The organism is Xanthomonas sp. LMG 8993 (genome assembly GCF_009835065.2).
Classification (GTDB): domain Bacteria; phylum Pseudomonadota; class Gammaproteobacteria; order Xanthomonadales; family Xanthomonadaceae; genus Xanthomonas; species Xanthomonas arboricola.
Genome location: NZ_QVIF02000003.1, coordinates 69,245 through 88,338, shown reverse-complemented (window position 1 = coordinate 88,338; position 19,094 = coordinate 69,245). Strand labels below are relative to the sequence as shown.

General features: G+C 65.2%; 14 protein-coding genes and 1 pseudogene. 13 read left to right on the top strand and 2 right to left on the bottom strand.

What is annotated here, in order from left to right; all coding sequences use genetic code 11:
- Positions 1-4 precede the first annotated feature (4 nt).
- Together DYQ94_RS06670 and DYQ94_RS06665 are read left to right on the top strand one after the other, a co-directional pair.
- Positions 5-1,036: a sulfate/molybdate ABC transporter ATP-binding protein gene (locus tag DYQ94_RS06670; RefSeq protein ID WP_126965183.1), complete on the top strand. Its 1,032-nt coding sequence runs from the start codon at positions 5-7 to the stop codon at positions 1,034-1,036.
- 252 nt (positions 1,037-1,288) lie between these two features.
- Positions 1,289-2,005 (top strand): TorF family putative porin, encoded by a 717-nt coding sequence (locus tag DYQ94_RS06665; RefSeq protein ID WP_024938543.1) that lies wholly within the window; start codon positions 1,289-1,291, stop codon positions 2,003-2,005.
- A gap of 701 nt (positions 2,006-2,706) precedes the next feature.
- On the opposite strand, the gene tdh is transcribed toward DYQ94_RS06665, so the two are convergent.
- Both tdh and DYQ94_RS06655 read right to left on the bottom strand, forming a co-directional pair.
- Entirely contained in the window at positions 2,707-3,741 is a 1,035-nt protein-coding gene (gene tdh / locus DYQ94_RS06660; RefSeq protein WP_172454311.1) for an L-threonine 3-dehydrogenase, read from the bottom strand.
- A 577-nt stretch (positions 3,742-4,318) separates the two neighbouring features.
- Positions 4,319-6,664 (bottom strand): TonB-dependent receptor, encoded by a 2,346-nt coding sequence (locus DYQ94_RS06655; protein ID WP_160954693.1) that lies wholly within the window; start codon positions 6,662-6,664, stop codon positions 4,319-4,321.
- Between the two features lie 194 nt (positions 6,665-6,858).
- Here DYQ94_RS06655 and DYQ94_RS06650 point away from each other — a divergent pair, with 194 nt between their 5' ends.
- The 11 genes and pseudogenes from DYQ94_RS06650 (at position 6,859) to DYQ94_RS06600 (ending at position 19,045) form a co-directional block, all read left to right on the top strand.
- The gene (locus DYQ94_RS06650) at positions 6,859-8,940 is read left to right on the top strand and encodes a phosphocholine-specific phospholipase C (RefSeq protein ID WP_126965181.1); all 2,082 of its coding nucleotides are present in this window, start codon (positions 6,859-6,861) and stop codon (positions 8,938-8,940) included.
- Between the two features lie 3 nt (positions 8,941-8,943).
- A pseudogene (locus DYQ94_RS06645) lies at positions 8,944-9,138 on the top strand (S46 family peptidase); the annotation flags it as partial.
- 97 nt (positions 9,139-9,235) lie between these two features.
- Positions 9,236-9,880, top strand: coding sequence for a histidine phosphatase family protein (locus DYQ94_RS06640; protein ID WP_126965180.1), 645 nt, complete (start codon positions 9,236-9,238; stop codon positions 9,878-9,880).
- A 64-nt stretch (positions 9,881-9,944) separates the two neighbouring features.
- A complete protein-coding gene (locus DYQ94_RS06635) occupies positions 9,945-10,505 on the top strand; it encodes a hypothetical protein (RefSeq protein WP_126965179.1) in 561 nt (186 codons plus the stop codon).
- A 134-nt stretch (positions 10,506-10,639) separates the two neighbouring features.
- Positions 10,640-11,188, top strand: coding sequence for a hypothetical protein (locus DYQ94_RS06630; RefSeq protein ID WP_126965178.1), 549 nt, complete (start codon positions 10,640-10,642; stop codon positions 11,186-11,188).
- Between the two features lie 183 nt (positions 11,189-11,371).
- The gene (folC, locus tag DYQ94_RS06625) at positions 11,372-12,664 is read left to right on the top strand and encodes a bifunctional tetrahydrofolate synthase/dihydrofolate synthase (protein WP_126965177.1); all 1,293 of its coding nucleotides are present in this window, start codon (positions 11,372-11,374) and stop codon (positions 12,662-12,664) included.
- Positions 12,665-12,723: 59 nt separating this feature from the next.
- Positions 12,724-13,797: an SPOR domain-containing protein gene (locus tag DYQ94_RS06620; protein ID WP_126965176.1), complete on the top strand. Its 1,074-nt coding sequence runs from the start codon at positions 12,724-12,726 to the stop codon at positions 13,795-13,797.
- A 224-nt stretch (positions 13,798-14,021) separates the two neighbouring features.
- Positions 14,022-14,768 carry a CvpA family protein gene (locus DYQ94_RS06615; protein WP_016902227.1) on the top strand — a complete coding sequence of 249 codons (747 nt, stop codon included), beginning with the start codon at positions 14,022-14,024 and terminating at the stop codon, positions 14,766-14,768.
- Positions 14,769-14,798: 30 nt separating this feature from the next.
- The gene (gene purF, locus DYQ94_RS06610) at positions 14,799-16,265 is read left to right on the top strand and encodes an amidophosphoribosyltransferase (protein WP_016902228.1); all 1,467 of its coding nucleotides are present in this window, start codon (positions 14,799-14,801) and stop codon (positions 16,263-16,265) included.
- Positions 16,266-16,530: 265 nt separating this feature from the next.
- Positions 16,531-17,334: a ferritin-like domain-containing protein gene (locus DYQ94_RS06605; protein ID WP_126965175.1), complete on the top strand. Its 804-nt coding sequence runs from the start codon at positions 16,531-16,533 to the stop codon at positions 17,332-17,334.
- Positions 17,335-17,791: 457 nt separating this feature from the next.
- A complete protein-coding gene (locus DYQ94_RS06600) occupies positions 17,792-19,045 on the top strand; it encodes a zinc-dependent metalloprotease (protein ID WP_126965174.1) in 1,254 nt (417 codons plus the stop codon).
- Positions 19,046-19,094 lie beyond the last annotated feature (49 nt).

Below are 19,094 nucleotides of genomic sequence, written 5' to 3'. Positions count from 1 at the left end.
GAACATGGGCATCCGCATCCACCGCCTGCGCAAGCAGTTCGATACGTTCACCGCGCTGGACGACATCACCCTGGACGTGCGTCAGGGCGAGTTGCTGGCCTTGCTGGGGCCGTCCGGTTCGGGCAAGACCACCTTGCTGCGGATCATGGCCGGGCTGGAGCATGCCGATGGCGGGCAGGTGCTGTTCGGCGACGAAGACGCCACCCGCATGAGCGTGCAGTCGCGCCGGGTCGGCTTCGTGTTCCAGCACTACGCGCTGTTCAAGCATATGGACGTGTTCGAGAACATCGCTTTCGGCCTGCGGGTGCGGCGCGGCAACGAGCGCTGGGCCGAAGCGCGTATCCGCGCACGCGTGGAGGAGCTGCTGGCGCTGGTGCAGTTGCAGGGCCTGGAGCAGCGCTACCCCACCCAGCTGTCCGGCGGTCAGCGGCAGCGTGTGGCGCTGGCGCGTGCGTTGGCGATCGAGCCGCGCGTATTGTTGCTGGACGAGCCGTTCGGTGCGCTGGATGCGCAGGTGCGCCGCGATCTGCGCCGCTGGCTGCGCGAGCTGCACGAACAGACCGGCCTGACCACGGTGTTCGTCACCCATGACCAGGAAGAAGCGCTGGAGCTGGCCGACCGGGTGGCGATCCTCAACCGTGGCCGCATCGAGCAGCTCGACACGCCGGCGATGATCTACGACAAGCCGGCTTCGCCGTTCGTGTATTCGTTCGTGGGGGCGGTGAACCGTATTCCCGGCGTGCTGGCGCAAGGCCAGATCCAGGTTGCCGGGCATGCCTTGCCGGCAGCCAATGCCGCGCTGGCGGCCGGCCCGGTCGAGGTTTACGTGCGGCCGGAAGATCTGGTGCCGGACGACGCTGGCTGGCCGGCCACGGTGGCCTGGTCGCAGCGTAGCGGGGCGCGTCTGCGCCTGCGTGCAACGCTGGAGCCGGCAGGCAATGAGGTGGAGGTGGAGCTGCCGGCATCGGCGGGCAGCTTTCAGCCCGGGCAGCAGTTGCGGCTGGCCGCGCGGCATTACGGTGTGTTTCCGGTCTGATCTAAGTCGGGATTGGGGATTCGCAGAAGCGAAGCGAATCCCTGCTAATCCCCAATCTCCACTCCCGGCCCATCAAGATTCCGCGCCGGCGGTCGATGAGACAGAACGCTAACCGGCGTCATCTGCGCTTGAGCGTGTGCGCTGGGTCAAGCGAGCGCGACGTGTATGTTGCGCTGCAATGACGGTTGGACTAAGAAGTCATGGCAGTCCCGCCTTGCGCAATCCGACCGCCCATCGTTCTAGGAGATGTTCATGAAGCCGTCCTCGCTCGCGTGTTGTCTGTCGTTGCTGCTGCTCGGTGTGGTGCCGTTGGCACAGGCGCAGGACGAACAAGCCCCCGCTTCTCCCTTCAGCGGCACCTTTGCGGTGACCAGCGACTATCTGTTCCGCGGTATTTCGCAGACCAATGAAGAGCCCGCCTTCCAGGCCGGACTCACCTACAAGACGCCGTTCGGCCTGTACATCGGCACCTGGACGTCCAACGTCGACTACGGTGCCGGCGATCCGGATTGGGAAGTGGATGGCTTTGTCGGCTACAACACCGATCTGGGCACCAATTTCAATTTCGATGTGATGGTCAATCGTTACCAGTACCTGGGAGCGGGTGCGTCCAATTACGCCGAGTTGATCACCAAGACCACGTTTCTGAAAACCTATAGCCTCACCGTTGCCTACACCAACGATCTCTACGGCACCAAGACCGATGGCTACTACTACGCGCTGGATGCCAACTGGTCGCTGCCCTACGACTTCACCTTCGGCGCGCATGCGGGGCACAGCGTCTATACCTCGTCGCTGAGTCAGGTGGATCACGACTACAACGACTTCGGCGTGAATGTCGGCAAGGCCTTCGGTCCGCTGGGCCTGAGCGTTGGCTATTACGACACCAGCGAGGCGGCAGAATTCGGCTTCGGTCGGCAGAATTCGCAGAACCATTTAGTCGCGACTGCGACGGTTACCTGGCCGTGATGCTGTGATGGCAATCGCCTGAACGGCGGCTCTAACGACTCGGCCGTGCAGTGGTAGTGGTGCGGCGGCAACAAGAGTTGATGCCCGGGTTCTTCAGTGTCTAAATTTGAAAGGCACCGAGGCTCAAATCTCGTTTGTTTTGTCTTTGAGTGATGCATCGTTAGCGGGCAAGGACCAGTCGAGATGGTCGGTCGTTGAAGCAGTCGCCGATGCGATAGCTCAATCGTAGAGCGGTTGATCTGCTGCCTGGCTGCAGGGCCCTTGCCCACCCACCATCGCGGGACACGCCGCAAGTACGTCCTTGTAGGCTCTTACGCGGCATCCATGCCGCGTAAGGTCCCGCGACCGTGAGCGGGCAAGGACCAGTCGAGATGGTCGGTGTGCACGGTAGGAGCAGTGCTTGATGCGCGCTGTTCGACAATGGTGTGCAGGCTCAATATCCAATGTAGGTTGGGCGAAGCGTTTTCTTATGCGGTCACAGACTATTTCTCTGGTGCGGTGTCCTTGCCGGTTGCGGAACCCTTGGCGGCATGGATGGATGCCGCCAAGGCGCCTGCAGGGATGGATTCACCGTGTCCCGCGAGCGGCAAGGGCGCCGCGCCCTCAACCAGTGAGTTTTGCCTGCTGCGTAGCCAGGGCTCTGAAGATGGACATGCAAAAGGCGCCTCGCGGCGCCTTTTGCGTTGAAGCGTATTGGCCGATCAGTTCCAGCTCAACACGACCTTGCCGGCCTTGCCTTCTTCCATCAGGTCGAAGCCCTTCTGGAAATCGTCGATCGGCAATTGGTGGGTCAGCACCTTGTGCAGCGGGAAACCCGACAACACCAGTTGCGTCATCTTGTACCAGGTCTCGTACATCTTGCGGCCGTAGATGCCCTGCACGGTGAGGCCCTTGAAGATGATCTTGTCCCAGTCGCAACCGGCGCCGCGCGGCATGATGCCGAGCATGGCGATCTTGCCGCCGTGGTACATGCAGTCGAGCATGTCGTTGAAGGCGCGCGGGTTGCCGCTCATTTCCAGGCCCACGTCGAAGCCTTCCATGTGCAGGTCGGCCATGACCTCCTTGAGCGAGGTCTTGGACACGTTGACCACGCGCGTGGCGCCCATGTCGGCCGCCAGCTTGAGGCGGAAGTCGTTGACGTCGGTGACCACCACGTTGCGCGCACCAATGTGCTTGCAGATGCCGGCGGCAATGATGCCGATCGGTCCGGCGCCGGTGATCAGCACGTCCTCGCCGATCACATCGAATTCCAGCGCGCAGTGCGCGGCGTTGCCGTAAGGGTCGAAGAACGCGGCCAGCTCCGAGGGAATCTGGTCGGGGATCGGCCACAGGTTGCTGGCCGGCATCACCATGTACTCGGCGAAGGCGCCGTTGACATTGACGCCGATGCCGACCGTGTTGGGGCACAGGTGCGGGCGGCCGCCACGGCAGTTGCGGCAATGCCCACAGACGATGTGGCCTTCGGCCGACACGCGTTGGCCGACCTGGTAGCCGGTCACCGCCGAACCGAGCTCGGCCACGCGGCCGACGAACTCATGGCCGATGGTCAGGCCGGGCTTGATGGTGCGCTGGCTCCACTCGTCCCACAGGTAGATATGCAGGTCGGTGCCGCAGATCGCGGTCTTTTCCAGCTTGATCAGCACCTCGTTGGGGCCGGGGCTGGGGATGGCGACCTGTTCCAGCCAGATGCCCTTGTTTGCTTCGCGCTTGACCAGCGCCTTCATCGTCTGCGCCATCTGGCGGGACCTGCTGAGTGAAAGTAAGGCGGCGATTATATGCGGCGCGAGGTCGGAGCCATGCGGCGGTGCGGGAAGTGAGTGATGTCGGCTGACCCGGTTCATGGCGGGGTAGGGCCGGTGCCGCGCTTCTCCCCTCGGGAGAAGGTGCCCGGTAGGGGCGGATGATGGGGCGCCTCAGAGAGTTACAGTACATGCAATGACAAACGCGTCGCCACAGCCTTCAGTCGCCACAGCCTTCAGAAGTGACGCGCCGGGTGCTTCGCAGCGTACCCTCACCCCAACCCCTCTCCAGGCGGGAGAGGGGCTTTGATCTTGCTTCTCCCGTCGGGACATTGGCTTCTTTACGAGGCGAAGGTGGCGCAAAGCGCAGGATGAAGGGGCGCCTCAGAGATCTGTCGCCGCCTGCGATGGCAGGCGCGTCGCCACGCGTCGCCAGGGTGAATGATCGGCGTCACCCTCACCCTCAACGCTCCAGCTCCGCGCCCCTGCCCGCACCCGCGGCGGGACGCTCCAAAGCACGCGCGCCTGGGTGCGCAAGCCGTGTCTTCTCGCCCGAGGGGAAGGGCGAGAAGACTCAGAACTTCACATCCAGACTCATGAAGTACTGCCGCGGTGCGCCGACCACCATGGTCTGGTTGTAGCCATCCGGATCGGAGGCGACATAGCCGTTGGTGCCGGTGCTGGCGAAATAGCGCTTGTCGGTGAGGTTGGTGATGTTGAGCGCCAACGCCACATCGGCCACCCCGCCCATGCGACCGAAGTCGTAGCGCGCGCCGGCATTGAACAGCCAGTACGAGGGCACCTGCGAATCGTTGAGGAAGGTGATGTAGCGCTTGTCGACGTACTTGCCGTCCAGATCCAGGCGCAGGTTGCCGAGCTGGTAGCTGGCGCTGGAGGAGAACATCAACGCGGGGATACCGACCACGTCCTTGCCGGAGGTGGCGACCACGCCGTTGTTGAGGTAATCGTCCTGGTAGCGCGAGCGGTTCCACGACAGCGAGTTCAACCAGCTCAGGCCCTCCACCGGGCGCCACATCAAGGCCAGATCGGCACCCGCGCTATGCACGGCGCCGACGTTGCTCAGGATCGCCGCGCAGGTCTGCACGGCGGTACACGGCGAGGTGGTCAACAAGCGGTTGGAGAACTTGGTGAAATAGGCATCGGCCGACAGCTGGAACTGCGCATCCTGCACGCGGTAACCCACCTGCACGGTCTGTGATTCTTCCGGTTCCAGCGTGGAACGGCTGCGGTCGAACGCCGCCTGCGAGGTGCCGAACGGAGTGAAGCCGAACGCGGCGATGTTCTTGCTGTAGGAGGCGTACAGGTCCTGGCGCTCGTCCAGCTTGTAGTTCACGCCGACCTGCGGCAGGAAGTTGTCTTCGGCACGGATGCGGCCCTGTGCCAGTGCGGTGGTCGGCACCAGCGATTGCGCGCGCGTGGTGGTGCTGAGCGCCTTCGCGCCGTAGTTGAGGGTCAGCCGATCGTCGAGCAGGCGCACGGTGTCCTGCAGGTACAGCATGCGGGTCTGGGTGGTGTAGCGCTGCAGGAAATCGCGACGGAACGGGGTCTGCGCTTCATACACGTTGTACAGCGAGGTATAGCCTTCATTGCCGAGCGCGAAGTAGTTGCGCTGCTGCGTGGTGCGTGCGTTTTCCGCCCACAGGCCCACTTCCAGATCGTGGTTGCCCCACGCCCATTTCAAGGCGCTGGTGCCGCCGAAACGATCCAGCCCGTAGTCGGTGGTGCGCATTGACAGCGGCACCTGCGCAGAGGTGCGTACATACGGCGTCACCCACTGGCCTTCGCCACGATTGCCGTGGTAGTAGCCGGTGGCATCCAGGGTGGCGCCACCGAACACGAACGTGCCCGATAAACCGGCCAGGTTGTCGCGGCGCAGGCCGCCGCCGGCGTAGTAGCTAGCATCGAGCCAGCTGTAATCGTCGGGCAGCCCGGCCAGCGATTGCGGATAGCCGTTGGCCACGCCACTGGTGGCGCCGGTGTTCTGATACGCACGCGCCATCTGCACGGCGGTGGCCCAATCGGGCTGCAGGTAGTCGTAGTCCCAGCCCAGTGCGCGCTGGCTGGTCAACGACAGGTCCATGTAGTCGTATTCCTTGCGCCGCGAGGTGTCCAAGAACAGGCTCAGACGGTTGCCGTCGCCCCACTGGTAGACGGTCTTGAGGTTGGCCTGCTCGGACTGCTGGTCGCCGAAGCCCTTCCATTTGTCGGTGCTGGCATTGGCATAGGACAGGTATGCCGACAAGCCGTTGCGATCGCCGGTGTCGCCGCGCACGAAGGTGCGGCGCGTGGCATCGCTACCGACCGTCTGCACCAGGCGCAGGCCCGGCGTGCTCTGCGGGTCGGCCGAGTAAAACTGCATGGTGCCGCCAAGGTTGGTGTTGGACGCAGTGCCCAGCGCACCGGCGCCTTGCGCGATTTCCACCGAGCCGAGGTTTTCCGAAATGATGGCGCGGGTGATGTGCAGGCCGTTGGTGACGCCGTAGCTCATGTTGCCGAGCGGGATGCCATCGAGCGTGTAACCCAGCCGGCTCTGATCGAAGCCGTGCAGGGTGACCTGCGAGGACCACTCGTAGGTGCCGAACGGATCGGCCGACTGGAACTGCACGCCCGGCAGTTTTTCCACTGCCTTGAAGGCGCTGCTGCCCGGGGTCAGCTGCTCGATGTCCTGCCGACTGATGCGCTGGACCTGGCGGGTGCTGCCTTGCGACACCACGTTGATCGCATCCAGCTGGGTGGCGTTGGTGGCGGCATCGGCAACGCTGGCCGGGGCATCGGCTACCGGCGCATCTGCACCGGCAACCGGATCGGCCGCCGGTGTGGCAGCAGAGGCGATGGCGGGGAGCAGCGCGGCCAGGGCAAGCGCCAGCGGAGTGACATGAAAACGGCGAGCGGAAGTCATGGGGGAATCCTGTTCGAGCACGGCTGAGGGCAACGCGCGGTGCACGACCGGCGTTTCGCGACGCAGGGTGTCAACGACGTATGAAACATTGATGACGGTGGCTGTCGCAAAACTGTCGTGCTTGCCCGCTATACGTGTCGTACCCAGTCGCACTGTGCGGCGATGTGCACGTATTTCCTGCAGGTTCCGTAGCCATGACGTCCTCCCCCTCGCGCCGCGATTTCCTCAAGCGCGTCGCCGCGCTGACCGCCGCCGGCGCCATGCCGTCCTCGATCGGCCGCGCACTCGCGCTGCCGGCCAACACGCGCACCGGCACGCTGCGCGACATCGAACACGTGGTGATCCTGATGCAGGAAAACCGCTCCTTCGATCATTACTTCGGTGCGCTGCGCGGCGTGCGCGGCTTCGGCGATCCGCGTCCGTTGCAGCTACGCGACGGTCACCCGGTATGGAGCCAGCCGGCCGCCGATGGTCGTCGCCTGCTGCCGTTCGCCTTCGATTCGCAAGACACCTGCGCACCGTTGATCAAGAGCCTGGATCACTCGTGGAAAGCCGGCCACGGGCAGGACCCGGCGCGCTGGGCCGAGTACGACGCCTGGGTGCCGTACAAGGGCGAATTGACGATGGGATATTTCCAGCGTCACGACATCCCGTACTACCACGCACTGGCCGATGCGTTCACCATTTGCGATGGCTATTTCTGTTCGTTGCACGGGCCGACCAATCCCAATCGCATGTACCTGTTCACCGGCACCAGCGGCCCGAGCGTGGGCAATCTCGGCGCGCAGGCGGTGACCAATGCCGACGACGGCAACTGGACTGCCGACATGGCGCGCGACAAGCCCGGTTATGCGGCAATGGACTGGACCACCTATGCGCAGCGCCTGCAGGCCGCAGGCGTGGACTGGCGCGTGTACCAGGAGTACGACAACTTCGGCTGCAACTCGCTGGCGTATTTTTCGCACTACCGCGATCTGCACCCCGGCGACGAACGCTATCGACGTGCACGTGCCTACGTGCCCGGGTCCACTGCAGACAATGCCGCCACCACGCAGGCCGATCATCTGATCGCTGCAATCGCCGCCGACGTGCAGGCCGATCGCTTGCCGCAGGTGTCCTGGATCGTGCCGCCCACCGCGTACTGCGAGCATCCGGAAGCGCCGCCGGCCTATGGCGAATCGCTGGTGGCGCGCCTGATCGATGCGCTCACCGCCAATCCGCAGGTGTGGGCGAAGACCGCGCTGATCATCAACTACGACGAGAACGATGGCTTCTTCGATCACGTTCCCGCAGCGCTGCCGGCACTAGATGCGCGCATGGGGCGCAGCAATGTCGATACGCGCGGGGAGGTCTACGAAGGTGTGCCGATGGGGCTGGGCATCCGCGTGCCGATGCTGGTGATCTCGCCCTGGACGCGTGGCGGCTGGGTCAATTCGCAGGTGTTCGATCACACCTCGGTGCTGCGCTTGCTGGAACGCCGCTTCGGTGTGGCCGAACCCAACATCAGCCCGTGGCGTCGCGCGGTCAGTGGCGATCTGACCAGCGTGTTCGATTTCCGCAAGCCGGACGATTCGGCACTGCGCGCATTGCCGTCGGTCGACGACTACCGCGCGCGCACCGCCGCGGTGCGCAACAAGCCGCTACCGGTGCCGCCGGCCAAGGGCAGCATGCCGCGGCAGGAGCCGGGACAACGTCCGGCGCGCGCGTTGCCGTATGCCTTGCAGGTGCATGCGCGCGAGCAGGGCGACGGCGGCGTGCAGCTGCAGTTCGTCAACAGCGGCGCTGCGGCAGCCGCGTTCAACGTCTATACCAGCGCTGCGAGTGGCGGCCCGTGGTACTACACCGTGTTGCCCGGCACCCGCCTCGACGATGTGCCGGTCGGCGCTGCGCACAACGGTGCCTATGCGCTGAGCGTGCATGGACCCAATGGCTTCCTGCGCGAATTCGCCGGCGACCTCGCTGCGGCCGGGACGCAATCGGCTGCGCCATGGTTGGAGGCGCGGCAGGACGGCGAGGCGCTGGTGCTGGACATCGGCAATGCCGGGCAGCAGCCGTGCACGCTGCAACTGCGCGCGCTGGACTACGCAGACCCGACCGCGCGCTCGCTGCACCTGGCTGCAGGTCAGCGCCAGACCGTGCGTCTGGCGCTTGCTGCCAGCGATCACTGGTACGACGTGGTGCTGGAACAGCCGGGCGCGGCATTCCGCCGCCGCCTGGCCGGGCATCTGGAGACCGGCAGGCCCAGCCGCAGCGATCCGGCATTCGGGCGCGCCTGAGCTGGCGCCGGGGGCGCACCGGTGATGGACGCGCAGGGGAGGCGGGTTGTTCTGGCCTCGACGGCAACCCAGCGTCGGTGGGCTGCAACGGGATCTTCGATCCGGCGATGACCCGCACGGTCGCCGTGGATAGCCGGTATTTGCGCTGGGTCATGCCGGAGTCGCCCGGCATCGCAGCTGTTGCCGGAATTCGGCGTGTGCCGACGCGGGCGGCCGGCGCCGCAGCGGGAGGGGTTATCATGCGCTCCCGTTTCGCTGCGGCGAGCCGGCCCCTTCCCCAAGGAATCCCTCGCGCATGCGCATCCTGCTTGCCCGTCACGGCGAGACGCCGTGGAACGCCGAAGGCCGTTACCAGGGCCAGATCGATATCCCGCTGTCGCCGGTCGGCGAAGGCCAGGCCGCCGCCCTCGGCGCGCGTCTGCAATCGTTGGAGATCACCCGCGCGGTGGCATCGCCGCTGTCGCGTGCGCAGGCCACCGCCAGGCTGGCGCTGGGCAGCAACCGCGAAACCCTGCTGCAGACCGATGCAGACCTGCAGGAAATCGCCCACGGCGAATGGGAAGGCCTGCTGGCCAGCGAGATCAACGACAAGGATCCGGCACGTCTGCGCGCCTGGCGCGACGAGCCCGATACCGTGCTGATGCCCGGCGGCGAGTCCCTGCGGCAGGTGCTGGACCGCAGCTGGCGCGGCCTGGCGCGCGCGGCCGAAGGCCTGGGCGCGGCCGATACCTTGCTGGTGGTCGCGCACGATGCGGTCAACCGCGTGATCCTGTGCAAGATCCTGGGCCTGCCGCTGTCCCGGCTGTGGACCTTTCGCCAGGCACCGACCACGCTCAACCTGCTCGAAGGCGAGGACGTGGATCACCTGGAAGTGGTGCGGCTCAACGACTGCGCGCACCACACGCCGTTTTTTGGTGAAGCCAAGCATCGGGCGCTTTAGCAACACCAGGGTCAGTGTGTTGCTCAAGGATGGCGGCTAAGTCACTTACTCCGGTGTCTCAAGCATGAGAGATTTTGGTAATCGTTTTCGTGTTTTATTACTGTTTGTGACGCCGGTGGCGTTGCTTTTCTTCGCTAATTCTTTCAAGTTCCTTCCGCCGGCCAACGCCTTGATCGACCTCACCCTCGTGGTGTTAGGTTTCGCCGCGTTAACCCTGTTTGGCGTGCTGCTCTGGGCCAATGCCAGTGGCAGGCTCCAGCGTCAGTTGCAGCGAATCGGTATCGAACGCTGTATCTTTCGCTGGCTAATGTCCACGATGGTGATCGGGCTGGTGGTATGGGCGCTGGTCGTCAGGATTGTGCCGTGGGCATGGACCGAGGCATTCGGCAGCATGTATTCGGAACAAGTGCTCATACGCCCTGCGCATAAAAGCATGATGTGCCCTTACGGGCTCATGATCTACCCATTGCCTCATGGCGCACCAACGCGGCTTTGCACACGCGAGCACGATTTGATGAGCTTCCCGAATGGCGCGTTGAGTGTGGTCATTCAAGGCAAACGCTCATCTTTGGGTTCCACCGTGCACGGTTACTTTATCGTCGCACCGCAGGCAACGGCACCTTAGCCATGGCGAAGTGCTGCCTGTAACTGCGCTGCGTGCGATGAATTCGTCGCTTTTTATCGCGGATGAAGCTAGGGCTTGGCTATCATTGCGCTTTATTTGGCGCGCGGTCTAACGAGAAACTTGGGGGTGGTCCAGTGAAATCAAAGCTGTTTGCCTTGATGAAGGTGGCCTCTGCATTTCTTGTGATGGGCCTGATTCTGCTTGGCTTATTTGTCGATTTTGCCCCGTCAGAGTTCCTGCAAGGACGCTATTTGAAATGGCCATTTTTGATGGTCGGTATCGTGCTAACGGTATTGCTGCGCAAGCACAATCGGCGTCTTGGTCGACCAACAGATATCGAGGGGCAGGGACGCATTGCAAATGTCTTTATGTTCTTAGGGACACCAGTAATGCTGGGTTTCTTAACTTGGCTGCTGCTCGCAAAAACGGTGCCTTGGTTGCTGACGTTGGCCATTGGTAGGTCGTTTGAAGAAGCGTACGTCATGCAAACGTACTCTCAATCGAGCCGGCAATCTTGCGAGTATCGGTTGCGCGGTGGACCGATCGAGCATGCGTTTCCGGATTACCTCTGCATCAGTGAAAGCCTGTATCGTCGATATCCCGAGCAACGGATCGCAGTGACATTGAAAGGGCGGCGTTCAGTGCTGGGTTCACAGATAGCTGAGATCTACGGGCCGCAGTAAAGGACTCACTGCTATCCTTCATGCAGCGCCGCTGCTTACTGGTTCGGTCCACGCCCCAATACCCGGTCGATGACAGAGAGCAGACGTCAACGCTTACGATTCAGGAATGAAGTTCCGGCTCTATTGGTCCAAGACTTCATCAAGCGTGATAATGCTTGTCGCACGCAAGATTTCAGGTAGCAAGTGACAATTCCCGCCACCCTCTCCGACTGGCTCGCCTACATCGAGCAGCAGCATCCGCAGAACATCGCCATGGGCCTGGAGCGCGTGCGCGAGGTCGCTGCGCGGTTGCAGATTGAAGCGCCAGCCACGCATGTCATTGTCGTAGGCGGCACCAATGGCAAAGGCTCCACCGTGGCCTTTATCGAGGCGATCGCGCAGGCCGCCGGCTGGAAGGTGGGCAGCTACACCTCGCCGCATCTGCTGCGCTACAACGAGCGCGTGCGCATCGACGGCAACGAGGCCGGCGACGCGCAACTGGTGGACGCCTTTGCCGCCGTCGAAGCGGCACGTGGCCAGACCGCACTGACGTATTTCGAATACGGCACGCTGGCGGCGCTGTGGCTGCTGCAGCGCTCCGGGCTGGACCTGGCGGTGCTGGAAATCGGCCTGGGCGGGCGCCTGGACGCGGTCAACATCATTGATTCGGATGTGGCGGTGATCACCACCGTGGATATCGACCACACCGATTGGCTGGGCGAGGACCGCGAGGCGATCGGCACCGAGAAGGCCGGCATCATCCGCGCCTGGAAGCCGGTGGTGCTGGGCGAAATCGACCCGCCATCGAGCGTGTTGCGGCGGGCCTACCAGTTGGGCGCCAATGCGATCCGCGCCGGCAGCGATTATTTCTTCGAGCCGATCGAGGCGCAGCACTCCGACGCGCCGCAGTGGCGCTGGCGCGATGTCGCGGTGACCCTGGAGCTGCCGATGCCGGCCTTGCAGGCGCCGGTGCAACTGGCCAACGCCGCTGCGGCGATCGCCGCGTTGCAGGCCTTGCCGGTGGAACTGCCCGATGCCGCCTGGGCGCAGGGCATTGCCAATGCACGGGTGGCCGGGCGCCTGCAGCGCAGCGACATCGATGGCGTGCAGGTGCTGCTGGATGTCGGCCACAACCCGCAGGCCGCGCGCGCGCTGGCCGATGCGCTGGGCGCGCAGGCGCACACCGGCACCACCCATGCGATCTACGCCGCATTGGCGGACAAGGATGTGCTGGGCGTGGTGGAGGCGGTGGGCGCGCAGGTCGACCATTGGGCCCTGGCCGGGCTGGACGGTGCGCGGGGGCAGTCGGCGCAGGCCTTGCAGGCCCGTCTGCAGGGCAGTGCCGCAGCGCAGGCGGCCTGCCACGGCGATGTGGCGGGCGCACTGCGCGCGGTCCTGGCGCAGGCCTCACCGGGCGATCGGGTGCTGGTGTTCGGCTCGTTTCATACCGTTGCCGACGCCCTAAGCGCACTTCGTTCAGTCCACCCGGGTCGGTAGCCCGGCTGCGGCCTTATAATCGCCGCGGCACCCCGCCACGCCGCCTCTCGTCTCTCTACGTGGATACTGCTCTGAAACAGCGACTGATTGGCGCCATCGTTCTGGTGGCGCTTGCCGTGATCTTCCTGCCGATGCTGGTCAAGGGCCCTGCGCCGTCGAGCGGCGTGGCCGATGTGCCGCTGGAGGCGCCTGCCGCACCGGCCAATGGCGAGTTCGAAACCCGCGAATTGCCGCTGGTCACCCCGGGCGATGCGCCTGCCGGTGGCGCGCTGGGCATGCGCGGCGCCGGCTCGGCGCCGGCTGCGGTGCAGGACAACCCGGACGCGGCCGATCTGGCCAACCCGTCCAGCGCGCCGTCGGCGCCTGAGGTGGCGGCCGGCAACTACGCGGTCAACTTCGGCGCCTACGCCACCAGCGCCGACGCCGACGCGGTGCTGGCGCGGCTCAAGCAGGCGCAGCTGCCCGGCTTCAGCGAAAAGACCCAGATCAACGGCCGCCCGGCCTGGCGCGTGCGCGTGGGGCCGTATGTCGACCAGGCGCAGGCCGAATCGGCGCGCCTGCAGGCGGTAAAGGTGCGCAGCGACGTCAACGCCCAGGTGGTGACGCTGGATGCCAACGCCGCCGCGCCAGCGCCTGCAGCCAGCACACCGACGCCGGCACCGGCCCCGGCCGCAAAACCCAGCAGCAGCGTGGCCGCCGCCAGCACCGCCGCACCGACCAAGACCGAAAGCCTGCCGCCAGAGCCGGCCAAGCCGGTGGCCGCCGCGCCCAAGCCGGCCGAAGCGCCCAAGCCCGCTCCGGCCAAGCCGGAGGTGGCGAAAACGGAGCCGGCCAAGCCCGAGCCGACCAAGCCGGTCGTCGCGGCGCCCGCCGCGCCGGCAGCCCCTGCGGCCAGTTCGGTCGGCTTTGCGGTGCAGCTGGGCGCCTTCGGGCGCGCCGAAGACGCCGACGCCTTGCGCGACCGCGTGCGCGCCGCCGGTTTCAGTGCCTTCGTCGAACAGGTGCGGACCGACAAGGGCGCGCTCAACCGCGTGCGGGTCGGCCCGGTGGCCAACCGTGGCGATGCCGAGCAGTTGCGTGCGCAGGTGGCGGCCAAGGTCGGCATTTCCGGCATGGTGCGTCCGCATCCGTAAACGACTGCGCCGCCAACCGGCGGGCGCGGTACATGCCGGAGATCGGCATGACGGTTGGTTCGCTACGCGCAGTGCGGCTCGTCCGCAGCCCGCCCGATCGCCGCTTGCGTGGTATCGCCAGCGGCGAGCGGATTTCCTGATCGCCTCACACCCATGGAGGGGAGCGCAATGAACACCGAGCCAGGTTGGACCAGCGGCGCACGCGCCGCGCGGAGAAGTGGGCAATGATCGACATGGTGCTGGGCGTCATCATCCTGGTGTCGGCCCTGTTGGGCCTGCTGCGCGGGTTTGTCGCCATCGTGGTCGGCACGCTGTCGTGGTTGCTGGCCGGCTGGGCGACATTCCAGTTCGGCGGCCCGGCTGCACGCTGGATCGCCGACGGCAAGCATCCGTCGGCCACCGAATCGTTTGGCGGCTACGCGATGGTGTTCGTCGGCGTGCTGATCACCGTGGCGGTGATCGGCATGGTGATCCGTGCCGGGGTGGATGCGGTGCGCCTGGGCGGGATGGACCGCATGCTCGGGTTCGGCCTGGGGCTGGTGCGCGGCGGTTTTCTGGCCAGCGTGCTGGTGCTGCTGATGAGCTTCACGCCGCTGCCGCGCGAGCCGTCCTGGCGCCAGTCGATGCTGATGCCGATGCTGTCGCCGGGCGCGAGCTGGATGCGGGCGCAACTGCCGGCCTGGCGGATGCCGTCGATGGACATGCCATCAATGGAACTCGGCAACTTGCCAACGGAGTTGGGGAAGTTGCCCTCGGCAGGCGATAATACGGACCTGGGCAAGGCGCTGTCCGGGTCCGGTCTGAGCGACACCATCACGCGTGCGCTTGGGCAACCCGGCAAAGCCGCCAGCGACGGACGCGATCCGGCGCAGGCGATGCCGGCCAATATCGATCCGGCGCAGGTTCGCGGCGGAGAAAGCGACCCGGCTCGGGTCGAGTCCCAAGGCCAGGCACGGCCCCCTTCACAGTAACGGCGCAAGCCGTAGCGGAGAACGCGCACCATGTGTGGCATCGTCGGTATTGTCGGCAACCAGAACGTCGCCGGGCAGCTCTATGACGGCCTGACCGTCCTGCAGCATCGTGGGCAGGACGCCGCAGGCATCGCCACCGCAGACGGCACGCGCCTGCGTGTGCAAAAGGCCAACGGGCTGGTACGCGACGTCTTCGACGAAAAGAAGATGGCAGTGCTGGAAGGCCGGGTCGGCATCGCGCATTGCCGCTACCCGACCGCAGGCTCGGAAGGCATGGACGAGGCGCAGCCGTTCTACGTCAACTCGCCCTACGGTATCGCGCTGGCGCACAACGGCAACCTGATCAACACCGAGGCCTTGCGCCAGCAGGTGTTCGAAGCCGACCGCCGCAACATCAACACCGATTCGGACAGCGAAGTGCTGCTGAACGTGTTCGCCTACGAGCTGGACGCGCAGCGCATGCTGACCCCGGAAGCGGCGATCCGCGCGGTGGCCGGCGTGCATCGCCGTTGCAAGGGCGGCTATGCGGTGGTCAGCGTGGTGCTGGGCCTGGGCCTGGTGGCCTTCCGCGACCCGCATGGCATCCGTCCGCTGGTGCTGGGCAAGCGCGAGCATGCCGAAGGCACCGAATACATCGTTTCCTCCGAATCGGCCGCGCTGGACATCCTCGGCTACCAGCGCGTGCGCGACGTGCGCCCCGGCGAGGCGATGGTGATCACCGCGCGCGGCGAGCTGTTTTCGGAAGTCTGCGCTGCGCCAACCGTCAACGCGCCGTGCATCTTCGAGTACGTGTACTTCGCGCGTCCCGACTCGATGATCGACAACATCTCGGTGCACAAGGCGCGCATGCGCATGGGCCTGAAGCTGGGCGAGAAGATCCTGCGGCTGCGCCCGGACCACGATATCGACACCATCATCCCGATCCCGGACACCTCGCGCGATGTGGCGCTGGAGATGTCCAACGTGCTCGGGGTGAAGTACCGCGAGGGCTTCGTCAAGAATCGCTACGTGGGCCGGACCTTCATCATGCCGGGGCAGGGCGAGCGGCAGAAATCGGTGCGGCGCAAGCTCAATCCGATCCACCTGGAGTTCCGCAACCGCGTGGTGCTGCTGGTCGACGATTCGATCGTGCGCGGCACCACCAGCCGGCAGATCGTGCAGATGGCGCGCGATGCCGGTGCGCGCAAGGTGTATCTGGCCTCGGCCGCGCCGCCGGTGCGTTACCCCAATATCTACGGCATCGACATGCCGGCGGCCGAAGAACTCATCGCGCATGGCCGCAGCGAGCTGGAAATCCAGGAATTTTTGGGCTGCGACTGGCTGATCTACCAGGATCTGGAAGACCTGGAAGTGGCCGTGCGCGAAGGCAACCCGGACATCCAGCAGTTCGATTCCTCGTGCTTCAACGGCGAGTACATCACCGGCATCGAACCGGGCTATTTCGAACGCATCCAGCAATTGCGCTCGGACGATGCCAAGAAGCGTCGCCGCGCGTGAGGCAGTGCGGTAGCGCTGCAGCTCGGCACTACCCAGACATGGCCTAGAACCGCTGTGCCTCGCAGGAGTACCTGCGTGGCGATCGCGTGATTTGGCTACTGCCGATCGACAGGCGGGTGCGCTGAGCAGGTTCGGCAGTGGCGCCAGCTGCTGGTTGCTCCCAGACCGCACCTGCGACGGCTGCGTAGGGGTCTCGATCGCCGCTGCAGATCGAAGCGCCAGTTGTCGATCTGGCGGCTACCGCAACGACGGAGTGATGGACACGATGGATCTTCTGCAAGCCGCACATGCCTGCCTGCAAGCGGCCGATCCGCTGGAGAAAGTCGCGTTGACGCAGCGACATGCGGCCGCGTTCCGCGCCGGTGCGTTGCCGTTGCCACCGCCGCAGGCGGCGCCTCCGGAGCCGATCCGCATGCCTGGCCGACCTGCAAGGCCGGTGCTGGTGCATCCGCGCGAGGTGCCGCGGCGCGGGCTGGGCAACCCGGAAGGCCGCGCCGCCTTTATCCACGCCATCGCGCATATCGAGCTCAACGCCATCGACCTGGCCTGGGATGCGGTGTATCGCTTCCGTGGGTTGCCGGCGGCGTTCTATGCCGACTGGGTTGGCGTGGCCGACGACGAATCGCGCCACTTCATGCTGCTGCGCGCGCGATTGCATGCGCACGACCACGACTACGGCGACTTCGCCGCGCACAACGGCCTGTGGGAAATGTGCGAGAAAACCGCACATGACGGCCTGGCACGCATGGCGCTGGTGCCGCGCGTGCTGGAAGCGCGCGGGCTGGATGTGACACCGGCGATGATCGTCAAGCTGCGCTCGCTCGGCGATACCGCCACTGCCGAGGTGCTGGACACCATCCTGCGCGAAGAGGTGGCGCATGTGGCGGCCGGCTCGCGCTGGTACCGCTGGTATTGCGCGCAGGCCGGCATCGAGCCGCGCGCGCGCTTCAAGGCGCTGCTGCACGAGTACGCCGGTGGTTACCTGCATGGCCCGTTCAATCTGCAGGCGCGGCTGCTTGCCGGCTTCGATGAGGACGAACTGGCCGATCTGGTGGAGCAGGCCGGCTGAGCGGCCGGTGGTGAATGCGTGGGCGGGCTGCAGTGCGCGATCTGTTGATCGCCATTTGCGGAGCAGATATCGAGTTGGCTCGCACCGACGCCACGCTGGGTGAGGCGCGTTGCAGCCTCGCTCATGAAGTACCGAGCGCATTGCGCGGCAGAGCGATCGCAGCGCACTGGGGCGATGCGCATCGCATCCCTTCGTCGTGACGTCGTGCCCCGCGCCGGCTACCGCCAAACGCGACAGGCCACCTGCGCGGTAACGCGCCTTCGATCACCGGACTGTGCGCTGCGTCCTGCCGCGCAGCTGCCGGAATCGCATCCATTCAACGGCAGACATCACAAAACTGTAATTTTCTTTTGTAACAACTTGCAATCGGCACGGCCCGGCGCGCCTTAATGGCGTCCCGGGGGCAGGGGCCCGGTGTTTCACATCCGTTACTTCCATGTCTAAGGAGAGAGAGACGATGAAGTCGAAGTCGATGTGCACCACGGTGGGTCTGATCGCCATGTGTCTGGCCGGTTCGGCCGCCGCTGCCGGCACGCCGCTGTATCAATCCGGCCCTGCGCTGAGCCGCAGCGCAAGCGCTACTGCCACTGCCGAACCCTCGCTGCAGCGCCTGCTCAGCGCACCGTCCACCGCCAACGCGCAGGTGGTCCAGCTTAACGCCGGTGCCGTCACCGCCTCGGAAAAGCTGCTGGAATTGCAGCTGGATGGCCAGACCATCACCGCCACCCAGGCCAAGGTCGATGCCTTGGAAGGCGGCGATAGCGTGTGGTACGGCAATCTTGGCCCGCGCGCCGGCACCCGTGCCCGTACGCTGTCGGGTGTGGATCCGCTGAACTCGGCCATCCTGGTGCGCAGCGGCGATACGGTCACCGGCACCATCCGTTACGCCGGCAAGCTGTTTCGGCTGCGTCCGCTCGCCGATGGCCGCCATGTGCTGGTGCAGGTGGAAGAAAGCCGCCTGCCGCAGGAACACCCGGCCGAATACAGCCTGCTGCCGAAGATCGACATGCCCAGCGACGGGCGCGTCACCGCGGCCGCCGCATCGTCGGGCAGCCCGGCGACCATCCGCGTGCTGGTAGTGGCCACCAATCAGGCGGTGACCGCCTACGGCGGCAACATGCAGTCGCTGGTGCAACTGGCAGTGGCCGAGGCCAACCAGGGCTATATCAACAGCAATGTCGGCATCACCTTGCAGCTGGCGCGTTACGAGACCACCAGCTACAGCGAAACCGGCAATTTCACCACCGACCTGCAACGCTTCCGCGTAACCAACGACGGTTACATGGACAGCATCCACACCAGCCGCAACACCTACACCGCCGATGTGGGCGTGATCGTGTTGAACAACAGCAGCTACTGCGGCCTGGCATCGGGCATCGGCTCCACCGCAGCGACCGCGTTTGCCTCGGTGTACTGGGATTGCGCCACCGGCTATTACAGCTTCGCGCATGAAATCGGCCACCTGCAGAGTGCCCGTCACGACGCCACCAACGACCCGAGCACCTCGCCATATGCGTACGGGCACGGTTATCGCTACGGCAACAGCTGGCGCACCATCATGGCCTACGACTGCAGCAGCAGCTGCCCGCGCCTGAACTACTGGTCCAATCCCAACATCAGCTACAACGGCGTGCCCATGGGCAACGCCAGCACCGCCGACAACCAGCGCGTGCTGGTCAACACCAAGGCCACCATCGCCGGCTTCCGCTGAGTATCAAGCCGATCCTTCCGTCGTCGGGCCCGGCACGCAGGTGCCGGAC

Excerpts from the sequence above, each read along its gene's own strand:
- DYQ94_RS06670 (WP_126965183.1), top strand. The coding sequence starts at position 5 with ATGGGCATCCGCATCCACCGCCTGCGCAAGCAGTTCGATACGTTCACC.
- DYQ94_RS06665 (WP_024938543.1), top strand. The coding sequence starts at position 1,289 with ATGAAGCCGTCCTCGCTCGCGTGTTGTCTGTCGTTGCTGCTGCTCGGT.
- tdh (WP_172454311.1), bottom strand. The coding sequence starts at position 3,741 with ATGGCGCAGACGATGAAGGCGCTGGTCAAGCGCGAAGCAAACAAGGGC.
- DYQ94_RS06655 (WP_160954693.1), bottom strand. The coding sequence starts at position 6,664 with ATGACTTCCGCTCGCCGTTTTCATGTCACTCCGCTGGCGCTTGCCCTG.
- DYQ94_RS06650 (WP_126965181.1), top strand. The coding sequence starts at position 6,859 with ATGACGTCCTCCCCCTCGCGCCGCGATTTCCTCAAGCGCGTCGCCGCG.
- DYQ94_RS06640 (WP_126965180.1), top strand. The coding sequence starts at position 9,236 with ATGCGCATCCTGCTTGCCCGTCACGGCGAGACGCCGTGGAACGCCGAA.
- DYQ94_RS06635 (WP_126965179.1), top strand. The coding sequence starts at position 9,945 with ATGAGAGATTTTGGTAATCGTTTTCGTGTTTTATTACTGTTTGTGACG.
- DYQ94_RS06615 (WP_016902227.1), top strand. The coding sequence starts at position 14,022 with ATGATCGACATGGTGCTGGGCGTCATCATCCTGGTGTCGGCCCTGTTG.
- purF (WP_016902228.1), top strand. The coding sequence starts at position 14,799 with ATGTGTGGCATCGTCGGTATTGTCGGCAACCAGAACGTCGCCGGGCAG.
- DYQ94_RS06605 (WP_126965175.1), top strand. The coding sequence starts at position 16,531 with ATGGATCTTCTGCAAGCCGCACATGCCTGCCTGCAAGCGGCCGATCCG.
- DYQ94_RS06600 (WP_126965174.1), top strand. The coding sequence starts at position 17,792 with ATGAAGTCGAAGTCGATGTGCACCACGGTGGGTCTGATCGCCATGTGT.